The organism is Streptomyces sp. NPDC044063 (assembly GCF_056434285.1).
The window spans coordinates 20,769-37,682 of record NZ_JBWKFM010000025.1; the positions used below are offsets into that span (position 1 = coordinate 20,769).

General features: G+C 72.6%; 15 protein-coding genes and 3 tRNA genes. 13 read left to right on the forward strand and 5 right to left on the reverse strand.

Translation table 11 applies throughout. From position 1 onward, the window contains the following. From AC07BS_RS26410 to AC07BS_RS26425, 4 genes are all read left to right on the forward strand, one after another. Window positions 1-227, forward strand: a 227-nt coding sequence (locus AC07BS_RS26410; protein WP_478934690.1) for a hypothetical protein, incomplete at its 5' end; no start/stop codon positions are given. Between the two features lie 156 nt (window positions 228-383). Further along, window positions 384-749 carry a hypothetical protein gene (locus tag AC07BS_RS26415; RefSeq protein WP_478641829.1) on the forward strand — a complete coding sequence of 122 codons (366 nt, stop codon included), beginning with the start codon at window positions 384-386 and terminating at the stop codon, window positions 747-749. Between the two features lie 135 nt (window positions 750-884). After that, complete coding sequence (locus AC07BS_RS26420) at window positions 885-1,460, forward strand: bifunctional DNA primase/polymerase (protein WP_478934691.1); 576 nt, start codon at window positions 885-887, stop codon at window positions 1,458-1,460. A gap of 56 nt (window positions 1,461-1,516) precedes the next feature. After that, window positions 1,517-1,590: transfer RNA gene (locus tag AC07BS_RS26425), tRNA-Lys, on the forward strand. A 52-nt stretch (window positions 1,591-1,642) separates the two neighbouring features. Here the strand turns inward: AC07BS_RS26425 and AC07BS_RS26430 are convergent. Beyond that, window positions 1,643-2,878: a M6 family metalloprotease domain-containing protein gene (locus AC07BS_RS26430; protein ID WP_478934692.1), complete on the reverse strand. Its 1,236-nt coding sequence runs from the start codon at window positions 2,876-2,878 to the stop codon at window positions 1,643-1,645. A gap of 419 nt (window positions 2,879-3,297) precedes the next feature. On the opposite strand from AC07BS_RS26430, the gene AC07BS_RS26435 reads away from it, so the two are divergent. Next, the gene (locus tag AC07BS_RS26435; protein ID WP_478934693.1) at window positions 3,298-5,061 is read left to right on the forward strand and encodes a putative bifunctional diguanylate cyclase/phosphodiesterase; all 1,764 of its coding nucleotides are present in this window, start codon (window positions 3,298-3,300) and stop codon (window positions 5,059-5,061) included. 112 nt (window positions 5,062-5,173) lie between these two features. On the opposite strand, the gene AC07BS_RS26440 is transcribed toward AC07BS_RS26435, so the two are convergent. Beyond that, window positions 5,174-6,274, reverse strand: a complete 1,101-nt coding sequence (locus AC07BS_RS26440; protein ID WP_478934694.1) for an LLM class flavin-dependent oxidoreductase — start codon at window positions 6,272-6,274, stop codon at window positions 5,174-5,176. A gap of 297 nt (window positions 6,275-6,571) precedes the next feature. On the opposite strand from AC07BS_RS26440, the gene AC07BS_RS26445 reads away from it, so the two are divergent. The 5 genes from AC07BS_RS26445 to AC07BS_RS26465 all read left to right on the forward strand — a co-directional run bounded on the left by AC07BS_RS26445 (window position 6,572) and on the right by AC07BS_RS26465 (window position 9,778). Then, entirely contained in the window at window positions 6,572-7,330 is a 759-nt protein-coding gene (locus AC07BS_RS26445) for an IclR family transcriptional regulator (RefSeq protein ID WP_478641842.1), read from the forward strand. 147 nt (window positions 7,331-7,477) lie between these two features. After that, window positions 7,478-7,551, forward strand: a tRNA-Lys gene (locus tag AC07BS_RS26450). A gap of 126 nt (window positions 7,552-7,677) precedes the next feature. Continuing rightward, window positions 7,678-8,085: a hypothetical protein gene (locus AC07BS_RS26455; protein WP_478641846.1), complete on the forward strand. Its 408-nt coding sequence runs from the start codon at window positions 7,678-7,680 to the stop codon at window positions 8,083-8,085. Between the two features lie 80 nt (window positions 8,086-8,165). Further along, window positions 8,166-8,957, forward strand: coding sequence for a DsbA family protein (locus tag AC07BS_RS26460; protein WP_478934695.1), 792 nt, complete (start codon window positions 8,166-8,168; stop codon window positions 8,955-8,957). Further along, window positions 8,954-9,778, forward strand: a complete 825-nt coding sequence (locus AC07BS_RS26465; protein ID WP_478934696.1) for a cytochrome c biogenesis CcdA family protein — start codon at window positions 8,954-8,956, stop codon at window positions 9,776-9,778. Before AC07BS_RS26460 ends, AC07BS_RS26465 begins: the two co-directional genes overlap by 4 nt. A gap of 65 nt (window positions 9,779-9,843) precedes the next feature. Here AC07BS_RS26465 and AC07BS_RS26470 read toward each other — a convergent pair whose 3' ends face one another. Both AC07BS_RS26470 and AC07BS_RS26475 read right to left on the reverse strand, forming a co-directional pair. Further along, window positions 9,844-10,434: a lytic polysaccharide monooxygenase auxiliary activity family 9 protein gene (locus tag AC07BS_RS26470; RefSeq protein ID WP_478934697.1), complete on the reverse strand. Its 591-nt coding sequence runs from the start codon at window positions 10,432-10,434 to the stop codon at window positions 9,844-9,846. A gap of 156 nt (window positions 10,435-10,590) precedes the next feature. Continuing rightward, on the reverse strand, window positions 10,591-11,196 hold the full coding sequence (locus AC07BS_RS26475) for a C40 family peptidase (RefSeq protein WP_478934698.1): 606 nt from the start codon (window positions 11,194-11,196) through the stop codon (window positions 10,591-10,593). A 259-nt stretch (window positions 11,197-11,455) separates the two neighbouring features. Here AC07BS_RS26475 and AC07BS_RS26480 point away from each other — a divergent pair. The 3 genes from AC07BS_RS26480 (at window position 11,456) to glxA (ending at window position 15,690) form a co-directional block, all read left to right on the forward strand. Continuing rightward, window positions 11,456-11,529 (forward strand) — tRNA-Lys (locus AC07BS_RS26480). Between the two features lie 340 nt (window positions 11,530-11,869). Continuing rightward, window positions 11,870-13,729 carry a glycosyltransferase family 2 protein gene (locus tag AC07BS_RS26485; protein WP_478641859.1) on the forward strand — a complete coding sequence of 620 codons (1,860 nt, stop codon included), beginning with the start codon at window positions 11,870-11,872 and terminating at the stop codon, window positions 13,727-13,729. Next, window positions 13,726-15,690, forward strand: coding sequence for a radical copper oxidase GlxA (gene glxA / locus AC07BS_RS26490; protein WP_478934699.1), 1,965 nt, complete (start codon window positions 13,726-13,728; stop codon window positions 15,688-15,690). The genes AC07BS_RS26485 and glxA overlap by 4 nt, the downstream gene beginning before the upstream one ends. A gap of 66 nt (window positions 15,691-15,756) precedes the next feature. Here the strand turns inward: glxA and AC07BS_RS26495 are convergent, their stop codons facing one another. After that, complete coding sequence (locus tag AC07BS_RS26495; protein ID WP_478934700.1) at window positions 15,757-16,815, reverse strand: glycoside hydrolase family 6 protein; 1,059 nt, start codon at window positions 16,813-16,815, stop codon at window positions 15,757-15,759. Window positions 16,816-16,914: the final 99 nt, after the last annotated feature.

A 16,914-nucleotide genomic window follows, 5' to 3' on the forward strand; every position in this document is an offset into this window, starting at 1 on the left:
CCACGCGGTCCTGGCCCACCTGGCGGAACACCGCATCGCCTGGCGGCCCTGACCCATGCCCCCGCACTCCGGACGGCCCTCCCCAGCGCCCGGCGGCACCCCGCCCCCGCCGGGCGGAGCCCGGCACGCCGCCGGAGGCGGCCATCGAAAACAGCCCGGACGGCTGGGAGGCCAACCACGCGGTCCTGGCCCACCTGGCGGAACACCGCATCGCCTGGCGGCCCTGACCCATGCCCCCGCACTCCGGACGGCCCTCCCCAGCGCCCGGCGGCGCCCCGCCCCCGCCGGGCCGCCCCGGGCGGTTCCGGGCCCGCACCGGTAGGGGCGTACTTGCGCGCCGCAGGACAATGGATGACGGTGCAGACGATTCTGGAGGTATGTACATGTGCGAGCCGAAGCAGGCTCCCGGCGCGCGGGACAGTGCTCCGCGCCGCCTGAAGCCCGCGCAGCTGCTCTTCGAGCCACCCGAGGCCGTCGCCGATCCCGAGCATTTCTTCGACCTCGAATCGATCGAGGACCCGCGCGAGCTGCTGGCCCGCTCCACGGAGCTGGCCCTGGCCTTCCGCGCGGCAGCGGACCGGGCGACGGAGTACCAGGCGGTGGCGGCGGCTCAGCTCGCCGATCCCCGGCGTTTCGACAGACTGCCGACGGCGGTCATCGCCGAGCGCGCCGAATGGAGCGAGGACTACACGAAGAAGATGGTCGAGTTCGGCCGTGACCTGCTGCGCGGCAGCGTCGCCCGCGACTGACCCGGCCCGGCCCATGATCCAGGATCATGGGCCGTTGGCATATGCGGCGGACACGGTAGCGCACCGCCCGCCGCCCCGTCCCGGTTTCCCCGAATCACCCCGGACGCACCCCGCCGGCCCACCGACGATGGGGCCATGACCTCCCGGCCGAACGACCCGCGCCCCGTCCGCCACCGGCCCGTCGCCCCGTACGTCCCGCTCGCCGGGGCCGACTGGCTCGCCTCCGCCAGCCGCTTCCCGCGCAGCGTGCACGCCCTGTGGGCCGGCAACCCGCTGGCCGCGGTCATCCTGCCGTGCGGCACGGCGTTCGACGTGATCGACACCCCGGCGCTGTTCGGCCGCCGGATGCTCGACCGCCTGTGGTCGCCGACCGGGCCCGGCACGGGCCCGGTGGCCGTGCAGCGCGGCCGGATCCTGCTCTTCGCGGCCCCCGGCACGGCCCAGCGGCTCCCCGCGCTGCTGGCCTGGGAGGAGTGGGGCGGCGAGGGCCGCGCGACCCCGCCCCCGCTGCTCTTCTACGGCACGGGCGACGCGGTGACCGTCCCGCCGCTCTGCCCGCCGCCCGAGGGGCTGGAGCCCACGCCGCCGGCCAGCCGCTGGCTGGCCGTCCCGGACACCCGGCGGCCCTGGCTCCCGGGGGCGGACGTCCTGCTCTGGGCCTGCGTACGGGCCGCCAGGACAGGCTCTGTACCCACCTCCACGGAGGGCTGAAACATACGGATTTTCTTTCCACCGGACCGGGGTGCTAAAGTCTTCCACGTCAGCAGGCGCCGCTAGCTCAGTTGGTTAGAGCAGCTGACTCTTAATCAGCGGGTCCGGGGTTCGAGTCCCTGGCGGCGCACAGACAGACGAAGGCCCTCACCGTTCGGTGAGGGCCTTCGTCGTATGCCGGCTCACCGCCGGGTCACCCGCACCTTCCACTCGCCGTCCACCGTGTGGCCCCGTACGTCCACCCGCACCCCGTCCGCGGTCAGCGACTCCCCCGTCACCAGGGGCGCGTCCGCCAGCGGTGGGTAGACGGACTCCCCCCAGCAGGCGTGGGTGCCCGGATGCCCGTCCAGCACCTGGACCGGCCCGCCGCCCGAGGCGGTGTCGCTGCGCACCCGGTAGACCAGCACGCCTTCCGTACAGGTGGCGGCGTCGTTGCCGGCGGCGCCCCGGGCCTCGACGACGATCGCGCTGGACGCGCCCGTCCTGGTCACCACCATGCGGGTGCGCCCGTCCCCGCCCGGCCGCATCGGGGCCTCCAGTGGCTGGAGGGTGTGCGCCGAGGTGCCGGAGCGGCTGACGCAGGCGACGTGGCGGGCGGCGAGCCAGCCCAGCTTCCACTTGTGCCAGGCGAAGGGGTCCGAGGCGAGCCCGAACTGGCTGCCCATGAGGTCCCAGTCCCCGACGTGGGTGTCCCAGTCGCCCTTGCCGTCGGTCGGCCGGTGGTAGAGGTCGGGCAGGTCCAGTACGTGCCCGGTCTCGTGGGCGAGGACGTTGCGGTCCGGCGGGTGGTGCTCGAAGACCGTGACGACGCGGCGCAGCTCCGTGCCGTCGACGGAGAGGGGCTCCTCGAGGTTGACGACCTTGGTGGCGTCGGAGTCGACGCCCGGGGCGTCGGGGTCGGCGACGAGGTAGACCAGGCTGTAGCGCCGGAAGTCCACATGGGGGTCCACGGTGGCGATGGCGTCCCGCAGGTAGGCGGAGCGCTGCTCGCCGTCCCAGTCGCGCTGTATGTGGTAGTCGCCGGAGGGCCGGGGCATCCGGAACCAGCGCTTCATGGGGTGGACGCGCAGCGAGAACCGCCCGTACGAGGCCCGCTCGAAGAAGCGGGAGGTGGCGGGGAAGTGGTCGGCGGCGAGGCGGTCGGGGGTGACCGTGGGCCGGGAGTCCGGGAACGACAGGAAGACCATCAGGGCGTCGAGCCGGCCGACGGGACGTGGATAGTCCGGGTTCCAGGAGTCGAGGCCCTCGGAGTGGTGGGCCTGGCTGCGCGGCAGGGCGCAGGGACCGCCGGGCCCGGTCGCGTGCGCCGGGGCGGCGGCCAGGCTGGTGGCGATCGCGCACAGGCTCGTGAACAGGGCGCCCGCGCGGCGCAGCCGGGACCGTTCGGCGCGGCGGGGCCGCGGCCGGTCCACTCCCATGGGTGTCAGCGGACGCACCACGTCGACCTCCGGGGACGGAATCGGGAGACCTCATCCACCCTCTTGTTATTTGCGGTGTTATGCCCCGTTTCACTACCCCAGTCGAGTGACTAAGCCGACTTCTGGGTACATCACACTCGGTCACGGATGGTCAATCGAGAAGACGCAACCATGCAGCCTCAGACGTGATCGCACACGGATGTGCATGGACGCGCAGAAATGGTCGGACCCCCGCCTGCGGCTCTCCTCCTCGCGGCAGGGCCGCTGGAACGGTCCCTGCGCGGGCTCTATGCTCGCCACACTTCCAGCACGGAAATCCCCCTACAGACGGCCATTTGCCGCCTTTTCCACCACGCGTACGAGACTCATGAAGACCCGCACGGGAGCCGTGCGGAACGAATGCCACGCGGGAGCGAACGTTGAGCGGAACACTCGACGGCCAGGGCGGCACGCCCGGTACGACGCCGCCAGTCGTCACGCAACGTCACGTCACTTCGAATGAATTCCGCGCTGCCTTCCGTGCCGCGCACCTCGGTATGGCCGTCGTCGGCCGCGACGGCCTCGTACGCACCGCCAATGACGCCCTCGGCGCGCTCCTGGGCACCGACCCCGCCCGGCTCCAGGACTCCCCCGCCGCCGAGCTCACCGGGCTGCGCGAGGACTCCCGCACCTGGAGCGCGTACCGGGAGGTCCTGCTGGGCCGCCGCGCGCGGCTGCACTGCACCCGCAGACTCCGGCAGCCGGGCGGGCAGGGGCTGTGGGCGGAGGTGACCGTCACCCCGCTGCCCGAGACGCCCGACGCGCTGCTGTCGGTGGCCGACGTCTCCGACCGGCGCGACCTGCGGGCCCGGCTGCGTCATCTGCGGATGCACGACCCGGTGACCAGGCTGCCCAACCGCAGCCTGTTCTTCGAGCGGCTGGCCGGCGCGCTGGCCGCGGCCGCCGATCCGCGCACCGGGCGCGGCGGCCGGATCGGGCTCTGCTACCTCGATCTGGACGGCTTCAAGGCCATCAACGACACCCTGGGCCACCGGGCCGGCGACCGGCTGCTGGTCGCGGTGGCCCGGCGGCTGACCGAGTGCGCGGCCCCCGGCGGCCATCTGGTGGCGCGGCTCGGCGGCGACGAGTTCGCGCTGCTGGTCGAGGAGTCGGCGGGCACCCAGCAGTTGGTCGACCTGGCGGCGGCCGTCCAGGCCGGGCTCGCCCCGCCGTTCGAGGTGGCGGGGCAGCGGCTGGCGGTCTCGGCCAGCATCGGGGTGGTCGAGCGCCCGGTGGCCGGGACCCACGCCACCGAGCTGATGCAGGCCGCGGACACCACGCTCTACTGGGCGAAGGCGGACGGCAAGGCCCGCTGGACGCTCTTCGACCCCGAGCGCAACGCCCACCGGGTGACCCGGCAGGCCCTGTCCAGCACCCTGCGCCCGGCGGTCGAGCGGGAGGAGTTCGCGCTGCAGTACCAGCCGCTGGTGGGGCTGGACGACGGCGTCGTACGGGGCGTGGAGGCGCTGGTGCGCTGGCACCACCCGCAGTTCGGGACGCTGGGACCGAACCGATTCATCGGACTCGCCGAGGAGACGGGCGCCATCGTGCCGCTCGGCCGCTGGGTGCTGGCGACCGCCTGCCGCCAGGCGCGGCGCTGGCAGCTGGACCATCCCGCCGACCCGATCCTGGTGAGCGTGAACGTGGCGGTCCGTCAGGTGTGGGACTCCGACCTCGTGGCGGACGTGGCGGCGATCCTCGCGGAGACCGGGCTGCCGCCGCGGCTGCTGCAACTGGAGCTCACCGAGTCGGCGGTGATGGGCTCGGCGGGCCGGCCGCTGCAACAGCTCCAGGATCTGAGCGACATGGGCGTCGCCATCGCCATCGACGACTTCGGCACCGGCTACTCCAACCTCGCCTACCTCAGCCGCCTCCCCGTATCCACCCTCAAACTCGACGGCTCCTTCGTCCACGGCTTCCGCACCCAGGAACACCCCAACCCCGCCGACGAGACGATCGTGGAGGCGCTCGTCCAGCTCGCCCACCGCCTGGGGCTGACGGTGACGGCGGAGTGCGTGGAGAGCGCCGAGCAGGCCGAGCGGCTGGGGAGGATCGGGTGCGACACGGGCCAGGGCTGGTTCTACTCCCGGCCCGTGCCGGCGGAACGCATCGACGCCCTGCTGAGCACGGGCGTACGCCCCTGACGGCACACCTACGCCCCTGACGGCCCGCGCGTCCCGCCGGCACCGCGCCGCGCCGGACGGCCCGACCCCCGTGCGGCCCGCCCGGCACGGCGGGGCACCCCCGCCGGCCCCGCTACGCGTCCGGCAGCCCGAACGCGTCGGCTATCAGGTCGTAGCTGCGCAGCCGCGCCTCCGGGCCATGGGCGTTGGACGTGATCATCAGCTCGTCCACGCCGGTCGACCGGGCCAGCGCCGTCAGCCCCTCGCGCACCTCGTCCGGCGTCCCGAAGACCACGTTGCCCAGCCAGTCGGCGACGAACTCCTGCTCGTGGAGGCCGAAGGCGTGGGCCTCGGCCTCCTCCGGCGAGGGCACCAGCCCGGGCCGGCCGGTCCGCAGCCGGAGCATGGCGAGCGCGCCCGTGAGCACCTGGCGGCGGGCCTCCTTGGCGTCGTCCGCGGCGAACGCCTGGACGCCGATCTTGGCGTACGGGCGGTCCAGGACGGCGGACGGCCGGAAGGACTGGCGGTACAGCTCCAGGGCGGGGAGGGTGTTGGCCGCCGAGAAGTGGTGGGCGAAGGAGAACGGCAGACCGAGCAGCCCGGCGAGCCGCGCGCTGAACCCCGAGGAGCCCAGCAGCCAGATCGAGGGCCGGTCCGCGCGCTGCACCCCGCCGGGCACCCGGCCCTGGACCGGCCCGGGGACGGCGTGGATACGGGCGTAGGGGTGGCCCTCGGGGAAATCGTCGTCCAGGAAGCGGGTCAGCTCGGAGAGCTGCTCGGGGAAGTCGTCGGCGCCCTGCGGCAGGCGGTCCTGGCGGCGCAGCGCGGCGGCGGTCGCGCCGTCCGTGCCGGGCGCCCGGCCGAGGCCCAGGTCGACGCGGCCCGGGGCGAGGGCCTCCAGCGTGCCGAACTGCTCGGCGATCACCAGCGGGGCGTGGTTGGGCAGCATCACCCCGCCGGAGCCCAGCCGGATGCGCTCGGTGTGCGCCGCGAGGTGGGCGAGGATCACGGCCGGCGCCGAGCTGGCGACACCGGGCATGGAGTGGTGCTCGGCGACCCAGAAGCGGTGGTACCCGCGGCGCTCGGCCAGGCGGGCGAGCTCGACCGTGGTGCCGAGCGCCTGCCGGGCGGTGCGCCCGGTGCCCACGGTCGCGAGGTCGAGCACCGACAGGGCCACGGGGGCGCTGCCGAGGGGCTTCGCCCGGATGGTGTCGTCGTCCCGTACGTCGGCCACGGTGGCCCGCCTCCCTGTGTCGCACCCGATCGGTCGATCCGGATCGCGGACGACAACCGGAGACCCTCTCCGATTATTCCGCGCCGGACCACCGGACACCCCTCGCGTCCCGCCCGGCGCACCCCCGCCACCACCCCCACCGCCGCGTCCCACGACGGAGGCATATGCCAAGACCGTGAGGCCCAGAACAGAGGTACGAACCCTCCCGCCGTTCTGTTCAACACCCTCTCCCGGCGGCGGGTTTCACCCGTATCGTGGGGAGCGGTACACCCACAGGAACATCGCTAGGGGGAGACCGTGGCGCTCAGGCCCGAGCCGACCGCACCGTTCCACTCGGTGCAGTACGCCCTGCGCGTGCTGGAGACGGTCACCAAGTACACCGGCGGCGTGAGCGAGGCCCAGCTCGCCCGCGAGACCGGGCTCCCCGCGGGCCACCTCGCCCACCTCCTGCTGATGCTCCGCCGTGAGGAGTACGTCGAGCGCACCGGCGACGGCGCCTACGTCACGGGCGACGCCCTCGTCCTGCTGGGCTCCGGCGGCGACCGCAAGAAGGCACTGGCCGAGAAGCTCCAGCGCTCCCTGAGCGCGCTGCGCGACACCATCGGCGCCGCCGTCTATCTCAGCAGCTACGTCGACGGCGAGATCCGCGTCACGCAGTACGCCGACGGGCCGCGCACCCCCAAGGTCAACGAATGGGTCGACTTCCGCTCCGCCGGGCACGCCACGGCGATCGGCAAGTGTCTGCTGACCCAGCTCGACCAGGACGACCGGCGCGACCACCTCTCCCGGCACCGCATCGCCCGCCTCACCTCCCGGACGATCACCAGCGAGAAGGTCCTCTTCAGCCGGCTGGCCGCCCAGCCCGCGACCGTCCCGGTGCTGGACCTCCAGGAGTACGCGGTGGGCACCGTCTGCGCGGCCGTCCCGATCACCGCGGGACGCTCGGTGGGCTCGCTGGCCCTGTCGCTGCCCCTGGAGCACGCCCACCGGCTGCGGCAGGCGGCCGACACCCTGAACCGGCACGCCGCGCCCATGCTGCTCTCGCTCACTCTGTAGGAAGCCGCCACTCTGTAGACAGCCGCCACCCTGTGGACAGCCCCGGGCACCCTGTAGCCGACGGCGACAGAGCGTGATCCCAGGGACTGCTGTGACCGGTGGTTCGGAGCACCCCCGGACATCAGGTAGAGTTTTCTCTGTCAGCAGGCGCCGCTAGCTCAGTTGGTTAGAGCAGCTGACTCTTAATCAGCGGGTCCGGGGTTCGAGTCCCTGGCGGCGCACAGACAGTCGAAGGCCCTCACCGATCGGTGAGGGCCTTCGTCGTACGGCCCCTCGACGAGAGCGGACGCCGTACGACCGCGGAAGCGAACGGAACGACGGGAACGACGGGAAGGGGTGAGTGACCCGTGCCACAGCGACGCCGTCCGGCGGTGGCCGTGCTCCTGCTCCTCCTCGCCGCCGTCCTCGCCCCCGCGCTCCTCGGGGTCGCGCCCTCCGTCCCCACGGCGGCGGGCACGCCGGCGGTCGCCGCCACCCGTACCCCCGCCCCGGCGGCCGGTGACACCCGCGCGGCCGACCGGCCCCGGGTCGAGGCCGTCGACACCAGTGGCACCGGCGGCACCTGCCGCCAGCAGGACACCCCGTTCAAGGGCGCCGAACCGGGCGTCACGGTCGCCCACCCGGACCCCGTCACCGCTCCCGGCACCGCCCGCGTGACGCTCCCCCGGGCCGAGGCCCCCCGCCCCGGCGCCCCACGGGCACCGCCGGTCCCCGTCGCCGGCTGCGCCGAGCTCCTCCCCGTCCTGCGGATCTAGACACCGCCCCACCACGGCCCGCGCACCGGGCCGTGCCCCGGCATGCCCAGATCCCGTACGACCCATGGAGCACTCCTCTCATGTCCGCACGCGCCTCCACGCCCGACCGCCGCCCGGGCGGCACCCGCCGCCCCTCCCCCTCCCGCCGCCTCGCGGCCGTCGGCGCGATCGTCGCCCTCGTCGTGGCCGTCGTGGCCGCCGGCATCGCCATCGCGAAGAGCACCGGCGGCTCCGGCGAGGACAAGCCGGCCGCCGGCGCCCGGCCGGCCTTCGACCCGCAGCAGGAGACCTACGACAAGCTGGAGCGGATCACCAGCCGCCGCGCGAAGGACGACCCGCTCGCCCTCGGCCTGCCGGACGCGCCCGTCGTCCTCGTCGAGTACGCCGACTACCAGTGCTCGTACTGCGGCCGCTTCACCCGCGAGACCCAGCCCGAGCTGGTCCGGAAGTACGTGGACGAGGGCGTGCTGCGCATCGAGTTCCGAAACTTCCCGATCTTCGGTGAGGACTCCGAGCGCGCCGCCCGCGCCGCCTGGGCGGCCGGCCGTCAGGGCCGCTTCGCACAGTTCCACCACGAGGCCTTCGCCACGCTCCGCAAGGGGTCCGCGCTCGCCGAGGACAAGCTCGTCGACCTCGCCCGCCGGGCGGGCGTGACGGACCTGGACCGGTTCCGCGAGGACCTGCGCGGCTCCGCCGCCGCCGACGCCGTCAAGAAGGACCAGGAGGAGGGCTACGCCCTCGGCGTCAAGAGCACGCCCTCGTTCCTCGTCGGCGGCAAGCCGCTGGCCGGCGCCCAGCCGCTGAAGGAGTTCGAGGCCGCCATCGCCCAGGCGAAGGCGGTGAAGGACGCGGCGGGCACGTCCGGCAAGTGAGCGACATCGGCTACCTCGCCGCCTTCCTGGGCGGCGTCCTCGCCCTGGTCAGCCCGTGCAGCGCGCTCCTGCTGCCGGCGTTCTTCGCCTACTCGCTCGCGAGCCCCGGCCGGCTGCTCGTCCGGACCTGCGTCTTCTACCTGGGGCTCGCCACCACGCTCGTACCGCTCGGCGCCGCCTCGACCGCCGCCAGCCGGCTCTTCAACGGCCACCGGGACCTGCTGGTCACCACCGGCGGCTGGGTGGTCGTCGCCCTGGGCGTCGCCCAGATCCTGGGCCTCGGCTTCGCCTCGAGGAAGGCCCGGGCGGCCGCCGGCCGGCTCACGCCGCGCACCGCGGCGTCGACGTTCCTGCTGGGCTGCGTGTACGGGCTGGCCGGATTCTGCGCCGGCCCCATCCTGGGCGCGGTGCTGACCGTGACGGCCATCGACGGCGACCCGCTGTACGGCGCCTCGATGCTGGCCGTCTACGCGCTGGGCATGGCGCTGCCGCTGTTCGTGCTGGCCCTGTTCTGGGACCGCTTCCGGCTGGGCGGCCGGCGCTGGCTGCGCGGCCGGGAGCTGCGGCTGGGCCGGCTGCGGCTGCACACCACGTCCCTGGTCTCCGGGCTGTTCTTCATCGGGATCGGTGTGCTGTTCCTGGCCTACGACGGGACGACCGGGCTGCCCGGGATCCTGGACGCGGACCAGGAGTTCCGCCTGGAGGAGCTGGCGTCCCGGGCCGGGAACGCCGTGCCGGACTACGTGCTGCTGGCCGTCGTCGCGCTGGTGGTGGCGGGCGTCCTGGCCCGCGTCGCGCTGCGGCGCGACCCTGAGGAATGACGCGCGCCGTGGGGTGACCGCCGACCGGTCACCCCACGGCCGTCCTCATGTCCGGACGCCCGGTGTCAGAACTGGACGTCGGAACAGGCGTAGAACGCGTTGCCCGTGTCCGCGATCGTCCAGACCGCGACGATCAGCTGCTTGCCGGTCCGCCCCGCGGGGAGGGTGCCCTGGTGGCTGACGGTGGCGTCGGGGACCCGGCCGCCGTAGGGCACGGTGAGGAAGGGCCGGGTGTCCAGGTCCGCCCGGGTGAGCGGTCCGGTGGGGTCGTACCCGGCCTTGGTGAGGTAGTAGCGGAAGTCCGTGGTCGCGTGGCGCGCGGTGAGCTTCCAGCGGAAGGTCGTGCTCTGCCCGGCCGTGACCGCGGTGGCCGGCCACTGCCCGCCGCGCGGGTCGTCGAGCTCGGCGAAGCGGCTGTTGCCGCCCGCGCAGATGGTCCCGTCGGAGGGGCCGCGGGCCGGGAAGCCCTTGGGCCCCTCGACGGACTGGGGTTCCCACTGGATGTCGCCGCAGTCCCGCACGGTGCCCTTGGCGCAGAACACCTGGCGACTGGTGGGGGAGTCGGTGTAGCCGTGTCCGGAGGCGCTGGTGGTGGAGAAGAGGGAGACGCAGGCGACGCCCATGCCGATGATCGCCGCACTGATCTTTTTGCGCATGCTGGCACTCCTCGAGAACGTGGGGGGTTCTGAGAGTCGAGTGGGTTGCGGTCCAGACCAATACGGAGGCTAGTGGCGAGCAATCGTCATGTCCAGGCCAAATTCGCACCCTTGACACGCCGCGGTCATCTCACCGACCGCGACCGCCCGTACTCTTCAGCGTCCCGCCGGACGGGTGACACGGCCGTACAGCCGGGCATCGTTGCGCGCCACCGTGGAGACGCGGACCCTGGTGCCGGGCCGGGCCGCCTCGACGTAGCGCCCGCCGCCCAGGTAGATGGCCACGTGATGCACCCCGGACGCCCGGCCGTCGTCCGACCAGAAGAGGAGGTCGCCGCGGCGCAGCGCGGCGCGCGGTACGCGGCGGGTGGCCCGGTACTGGTCGGCGGCCAGGCGGGGCAGCCGGACGCCCACCCGGGCGTAGGCCCGCTGGACGAGCCCCGAGCAGTCCCAGCGGCGCGGCCCCGCTCCGCCCAGTTCGTAGGGGTCACCCACATGACGCAGCGCGAAGGCGACCGCGGGATCCAGGGAGGGTCCCTGACCGGCGGGTCCGGACTCCGCGGCGTCCTCGGCGGTGGCGTCGTCGACGTCCCGGCCCTGGCCCGCGGCCGGGCGCGGCGGACCGGCGGCGCGCGCGACCGCGACCGCCCCCGCGGCGGCCCCGGGCCCGGCGATGGCCGCGGCCCCCAGAGCCGCCAGGATCGCGGCCCGCAGGGCGCCCCGCCGGCGTCGGGCGCCCTCCCCGGATATGTCGTCGGGCATCTCCCTACTGCCTTTCCTCGGCCTCCGGCGGCCTCCCCGGGAAAAATTTTCGCCTCCTGGGGGCCGCCCGGCACAGCGTCTCAATGACCGAAAGGAACCGCACGCCGCGAGCCGGCTACCCTACGTAGCAACTATTCACGCCATTACGGGGCGTATCGGACACACCCCGGATCGCCCGCCTTCACAGGCTCCCGCGGCCCGCGAAGGCGGGGTGGTCAAAGACGCCCTCGGAGTCGGGTAGAGTTTTCTCTGTCAGCAGGCGCCGCTAGCTCAGTTGGTTAGAGCAGCTGACTCTTAATCAGCGGGTCCGGGGTTCGAGTCCCTGGCGGCGCACGCGAGTCTCAGGGCTCCTCACCACTGGTGAGGAGCCCTGAGTCGTTCTCTCTGCGATACGAACACACGACCGTGTCAGATGTGACCACTTAAGCAACATTGGTACGCATCTTCGTTCGACGTACCGCTTTGCCCGGTAAACACCTTGTTTCACCCTTGCGATCATGATGCACGGTCCGAGATCCTGAAACGCACAGCTTCACCCAATGTCACTGTCTGACCAGTGAGTTGGTTGGTGCCGGAGGGAGCCGGCACCGGCGCGCCCGCGCGGCCGAGGGGGGCCCGCGGGGCCACGCACTGGCACATACACGCAGTCACCATGCGTGCGGGGGGATGACTCATGACGTCCACGCCTGCCGACGCTCGGCAGCAGACATACGACCCATCGGTGACGACCCGGTTGCGCGTGCCCGCCCCGGCCGGCGCGGGCGACCGCCCCCGCCACCCGGATCCGCCCAGGCTCTCACCGCCCCACCATCGGAAGCCGCGGCCCCGCTTCGACTACGAGCACTACAGCCGTCTGGCGGGCCCGCTCACCGACCCCGGCGAGGAGCCCGGCCCGTACCGCGTCCGCTACCGCAGCCTGCTGGCCGACGAACCGCACCGCGTCCAGGCGGCCCTGCTGCTGGGCGCGGCGCCCGTGGTGTCGCTGGGCCTGCTGGTGTGGCTGATGCAGCCGGCGCACTGGACGCAGCGCGAGCACGCCACCCCGCTGATGCGGGTCCTGGACACGGTGATGCTGGTCTCGATCGGGCTGATCGAGCTCTTCCGCACCCTCAACGTCACCTCCAACGCCCACGCCACCCTGGTCGCCCGCGACCCGATACCGGTCGTCCCCGAGACGGGCACCCGGGTCGCCTTCCTCACCTCGTTCGTGCCCGGCAAGGAGCCGATCGGGATGGTGACCAGAACCCTGGAGGCGGCCGTCCGGGTGCGCCACCGGGGGCCCGTGCACGTCTGGCTGCTCGACGAGGGCGACGATCCGGAGGTCAAGGCCGTCTGCCGGCGCCTGGGCGTGCGCCACTTCAGCCGCAAGGGCATCGACAAGTGGAACCAGCCCAAGGGCCCCCACCGCGCGAAGACCAAGCACGGCAACTACAACGCCTGGCTCGACGCCCACGGCGACGACTACGACTTCTTCGCCTCCGTGGACACGGACCACGTGCCGCTGCCCAACTTCCTCGAGCGCATGCTCGGATATTTCCGTGACCCCGATGTCGCCTTCGTCGTTGGACCCCAGGTGTACGGGAACTACGACGCCGCGGTGACCAAGGCCGCGGAGAGCCAGCAGTTCCTCTTCCACGCCCTCATCCAGCGCGCCGGCAACCGCTACGGCGCCCCCATGTTCGTCGGCACCAACAACGCCGTCCGCATCAGCGCCCTCAAGGGCATCGGCGGCCTGTACGACTCGATCACCGAGGACATGGCCACCGGCTTCGAGCTCCACCGGCACCGCAATCCCGGCACGGGCCGGAAGTGGCGCTCGGTCTACACCCCGGACGTCCTCGCCGTCGGCGAGGGCCCGAACGCGTGGACCGACTTCTTCACCCAGCAGCTGCGCTGGTCCCGGGGCACCTACGAGACGATCCTCAAGCAGTACTGGAAGGGCCCCTTCACGCTGTCCCCGGGCACCTTCCTGAATTACACATTGATGGTCATCTACTACCCCATGACCGCCGTCAACTGGATGCTCGGCGCCCTCAGCTGCGCCCTCTTCCTCGGCCTCGGGGCGTCCGGCATCCAGATCGACTCCGAGATCTGGATGATGCTCTACAGCGACGCCGCGGCCCTGCAGATCGGCCTCTACATCTGGAACCGCCGGCACAACGTCTCGCCCCACGAGCCCGAGGGCTCCGGCGGCCTGGCCGGCATGGTGATGTCCGCGCTCTCCGCACCGATCTACGCCCGTTCCCTGACGGACGCGGTGCTGCGCCGCAGGAGCAGGTTCGTGGTGACCCCGAAGGGCGACTCGGCGAGCCCCGACACCCTCTTCGGCACCTTCCGCATCCACCTGTTCTTCCTGCTGGTCTTCGGCGGCTCGCTCGTGGCCTCGTTCGTCAACGGCCACACCCATGTGGCGATGCGTACGTGGGCCTCGCTCGCGGTGGCCGTCACCCTCGCGCCGATCGCCGCCTGGTGGTGGAGCACCCACCGCGCGAAGCGACCCGCCGCGGAGCCCGAGGGAGCGTCCCTGACATGAGATTCCAGCCGAGCCGTCGCACCCGCCGGCTGGCGGTCGGTGCGGCGGTCGTGCTCGCGCTAGGGGGCATGAACGGGCCGGCGATCTGGAGCTACGCCGCCGACCAGTACCACGACTACAAGATCAATCAGCCGTCGTACAAGGCCCGGAACGGCCACTGGGACGTCGTCGACGTGCCCAAGGAGTACCGGATCAACACGATCCACGCGGCCCTGCTGCACACCGGCAAGGTGCTGCTCGTGGCCGGCTCCGGCAACAACGCCGCCAACTTCAAGGCGAAGTCGTTCCGCACGGTCCTGTGGGACCCGCGCACCGACACCTACAAGAACATCCCCACCCCCAAGGACCTCTTCTGCGCCGGGCACACCCAGCTCGCCGACGGCAAGCTCCTGGTGGCGGGCGGCACCCAGCGCTACGAGAAGCTGGAGGGCGACGTCACCAAGGCCGGCGGCCTGATGATCGTCCACAACGAGAACCCCGACAAGCCGATGACCTTCCCGGCGGGCACCCGCTTCACCGGCCGGGACAGCCACAAGACCTTCGAGTCCAAGGACGCCGTCCTCGTCCCCCGCGCCGCCAAGACCGGCGAGGGCGACAGGACCAAGGTCACGGCCAGCACCGCCCGGGTCTACGTCGAGGCGCTCGGCAAGGGCCACGACTACGAGACGGGGGCCACCGACAACTACCGCATCGAGGGTCTGACCGGCGCCGACGCCCGGAACTCCTACGGCATCGCCAACAAGCTCTCCTTCGACAAGAAGGACTTCCAGGGCATCAAGGACGCCTTCGAGTTCGACCCGGTGGCCGAGCGCTACATCACGGTCGACCCGATGCGGGAGGCCCGCTGGTACCCCACGCTGACCACGCTCCAGGACGGCAGGGTGCTCTCCGTCTCCGGACTGGACGAGATCGGCCAGGTCGTCCCCGGCAAGAACGAGGTCTACGACCCGGCCGCCAAGAAGTGGACGTACCTCCCCAAGGAGCGCTTCTTCCCCACCTATCCCGCCCTGTTCCTCACTGACAAGGGCAGGATCTTCTACACCGGCTCCAACGCCGGCTACGGCCCGGCGGACAAAGGACGCGTGCCGGGCCTGTGGGACCTGGAGACCAACGAGTTCACCGAGGTGCCGGGCATGAGCGACCCGGACGTCCTGGAGACCTCGATGTCCGTGCTGCTGCCGCCCGCGCAGCAGCAGCGCTACATGGTCCTGGGCGGCGGCGGGGTCGGCGAGGACCGCAAGTCCACCGCCCGGACCCGGATCGTCGACCTCCACGACGCCCATCCCCGCTTCCGCGACGGGCCCGACCTCTACGCCAAGGTGCGCTACCCCAGCAGCGTCGTCCTGCCGGACGACACGGTGCTGACCACGAACGGCTCCGGCGACTACCGCGGCCGCGGCGACTCCAACGTCCTCGGGGCCGAGCTGTACGACCCGAGGACCAACAGCACCCGTCCCGTCGCCGATCCGCTGGTGGGCCGCAACTACCACTCGGGGGCGCTGCTGCTGCCCGACGGCCGGGTGATGACCTTCGGGTCCGACTCGCTCTTCGGCGACAAGGACAACACCAAGCCGGGGACGTTCCAGCAGCAGATCGACCTCTACACCCCGCCCTACGGCTTCCGGGACGAGCGCCCCACCGTCAAGGACACCGCGCCCAGGACCGTACGGCTGGGCGAGTCGACCACGTACCGGGCGGAGCGGGCGAAGAGCATCGTCAAGGCCCGGCTGATCCGGCCGGGGTCGTTCACCCACGTCACCAACATCGAGCAGCGCTCGATCGCCCTCGACCTGACCGTCAAGGGCGACGCGTTCACGGTGACGGTCCCCAAGGACCCGTCGCTGGTGCCCCCCGGCTGGTACATGCTCAGCGTCGTCGACACCGCGGGGACCCCGTCGGAGGCGGTGTGGGTGAAGGTGCCGGTGGCGGAGGAGTTCACGCCGAAGGAGCCGGCCGAGTGAGCCGCGCCCGGCCGGTCCCGCGGAAGGGGCCGGCCGGGCGCGTCGGTCGTTGTGCCGGTGCTCGTGTCAGCGGGAGTTGCGGGCCAGTTCGAGGGCGTACGTCTCCCACCACTGGCCGGCGTCGGGGCCGCCCTGGCAGGCGCCGTCCGACTCGCCCGGGCGCTTGATCCAGAGGTAGGCGTCCACGAGGGAGTCGCCGGTCCGCACCGTGGGGGGCTCGCCCAGGGCCCGGCCGGCCGGATTGCACCACGCCTTCTCGTGATCGGCGCCGGTGAGCGGGCCGTTGCCGTTGCGGCTGGTGTCGATGACGAAGTGCTTGCCGCCCACGAGCTCGGAGATCCTGCGGCCGTAGTCCTTGCTGGACCGCGTGGTCTGGAAGTTGGAGACGTTCAGCGCGAAGCCGTCGGCCTTGTCGATGCCCGCCCGGCGCAGCGGCTCGGCCATCCGATCGGCGGGCGTGACCCAGCTGGGGTTGCCCGCGTCCAGGTAGACCTTGGTCCGGGGCAGCGCCTTGAGCCTGCCGACGGCCTCCTTCAGCAGGGCGTACCGCTCCTCGTGGAACTGCTGGGGGGTGCAGCCGTCCTCCATGTGCGGCAGCGCGTCGGGTTCCAGGACGACGGTGGCGCCGCGGTCGCCGATGCCCCGGGCCGCCTTGTCCAGCCAGGCCCGGTAGGAGTCGCCGTCGGAGGCGCCGCCCTGGGAGTACTGGCCGCAGTCGCGGTGGGGGATGTTGTAGAGCACCAGCAGGGCCTCCCGGTCGGCCTGGGCGGCCGCCTCGGTGAAGCCGCGGGTCTGGCCCTCGGGGTCGTCGGCGCCCACCCATTCGGCGACCGGCTGGCCGGCGATCTTCTGGAGGAGGTCGGCGTCCTTCGGCTTGCCGCCCGCTCTGAGCCGGGCGGCCTCCTTGGCCGCCGTGCCGTCCGGGTTGACCCAGAAGGGGGCGGTGGCCTTGGGGCGCTGGGCGGCGGGCGACGCGGAGGGGGGTTCGTTCCGGGGGGCCGCGTCCTCGCCCGAGGAGCAGCCGGTGGCGGCCAGCAGGAGGAGCGCCCCCAGGGCCGTACCCGCTCGTACCGGGGCCCGGCGGGCCCGTCGCGTCGGCGGCGCCGGGGCGTTGCTGCCGTACATCCACTCCCCCTTGGGTGTACTGCCTGTGGAGGTGCCCGGAGGTGCCTTCCCCATGCTGGCACAGACGTGCCCACGGCCGTGGGCAGTCATGCCATGACA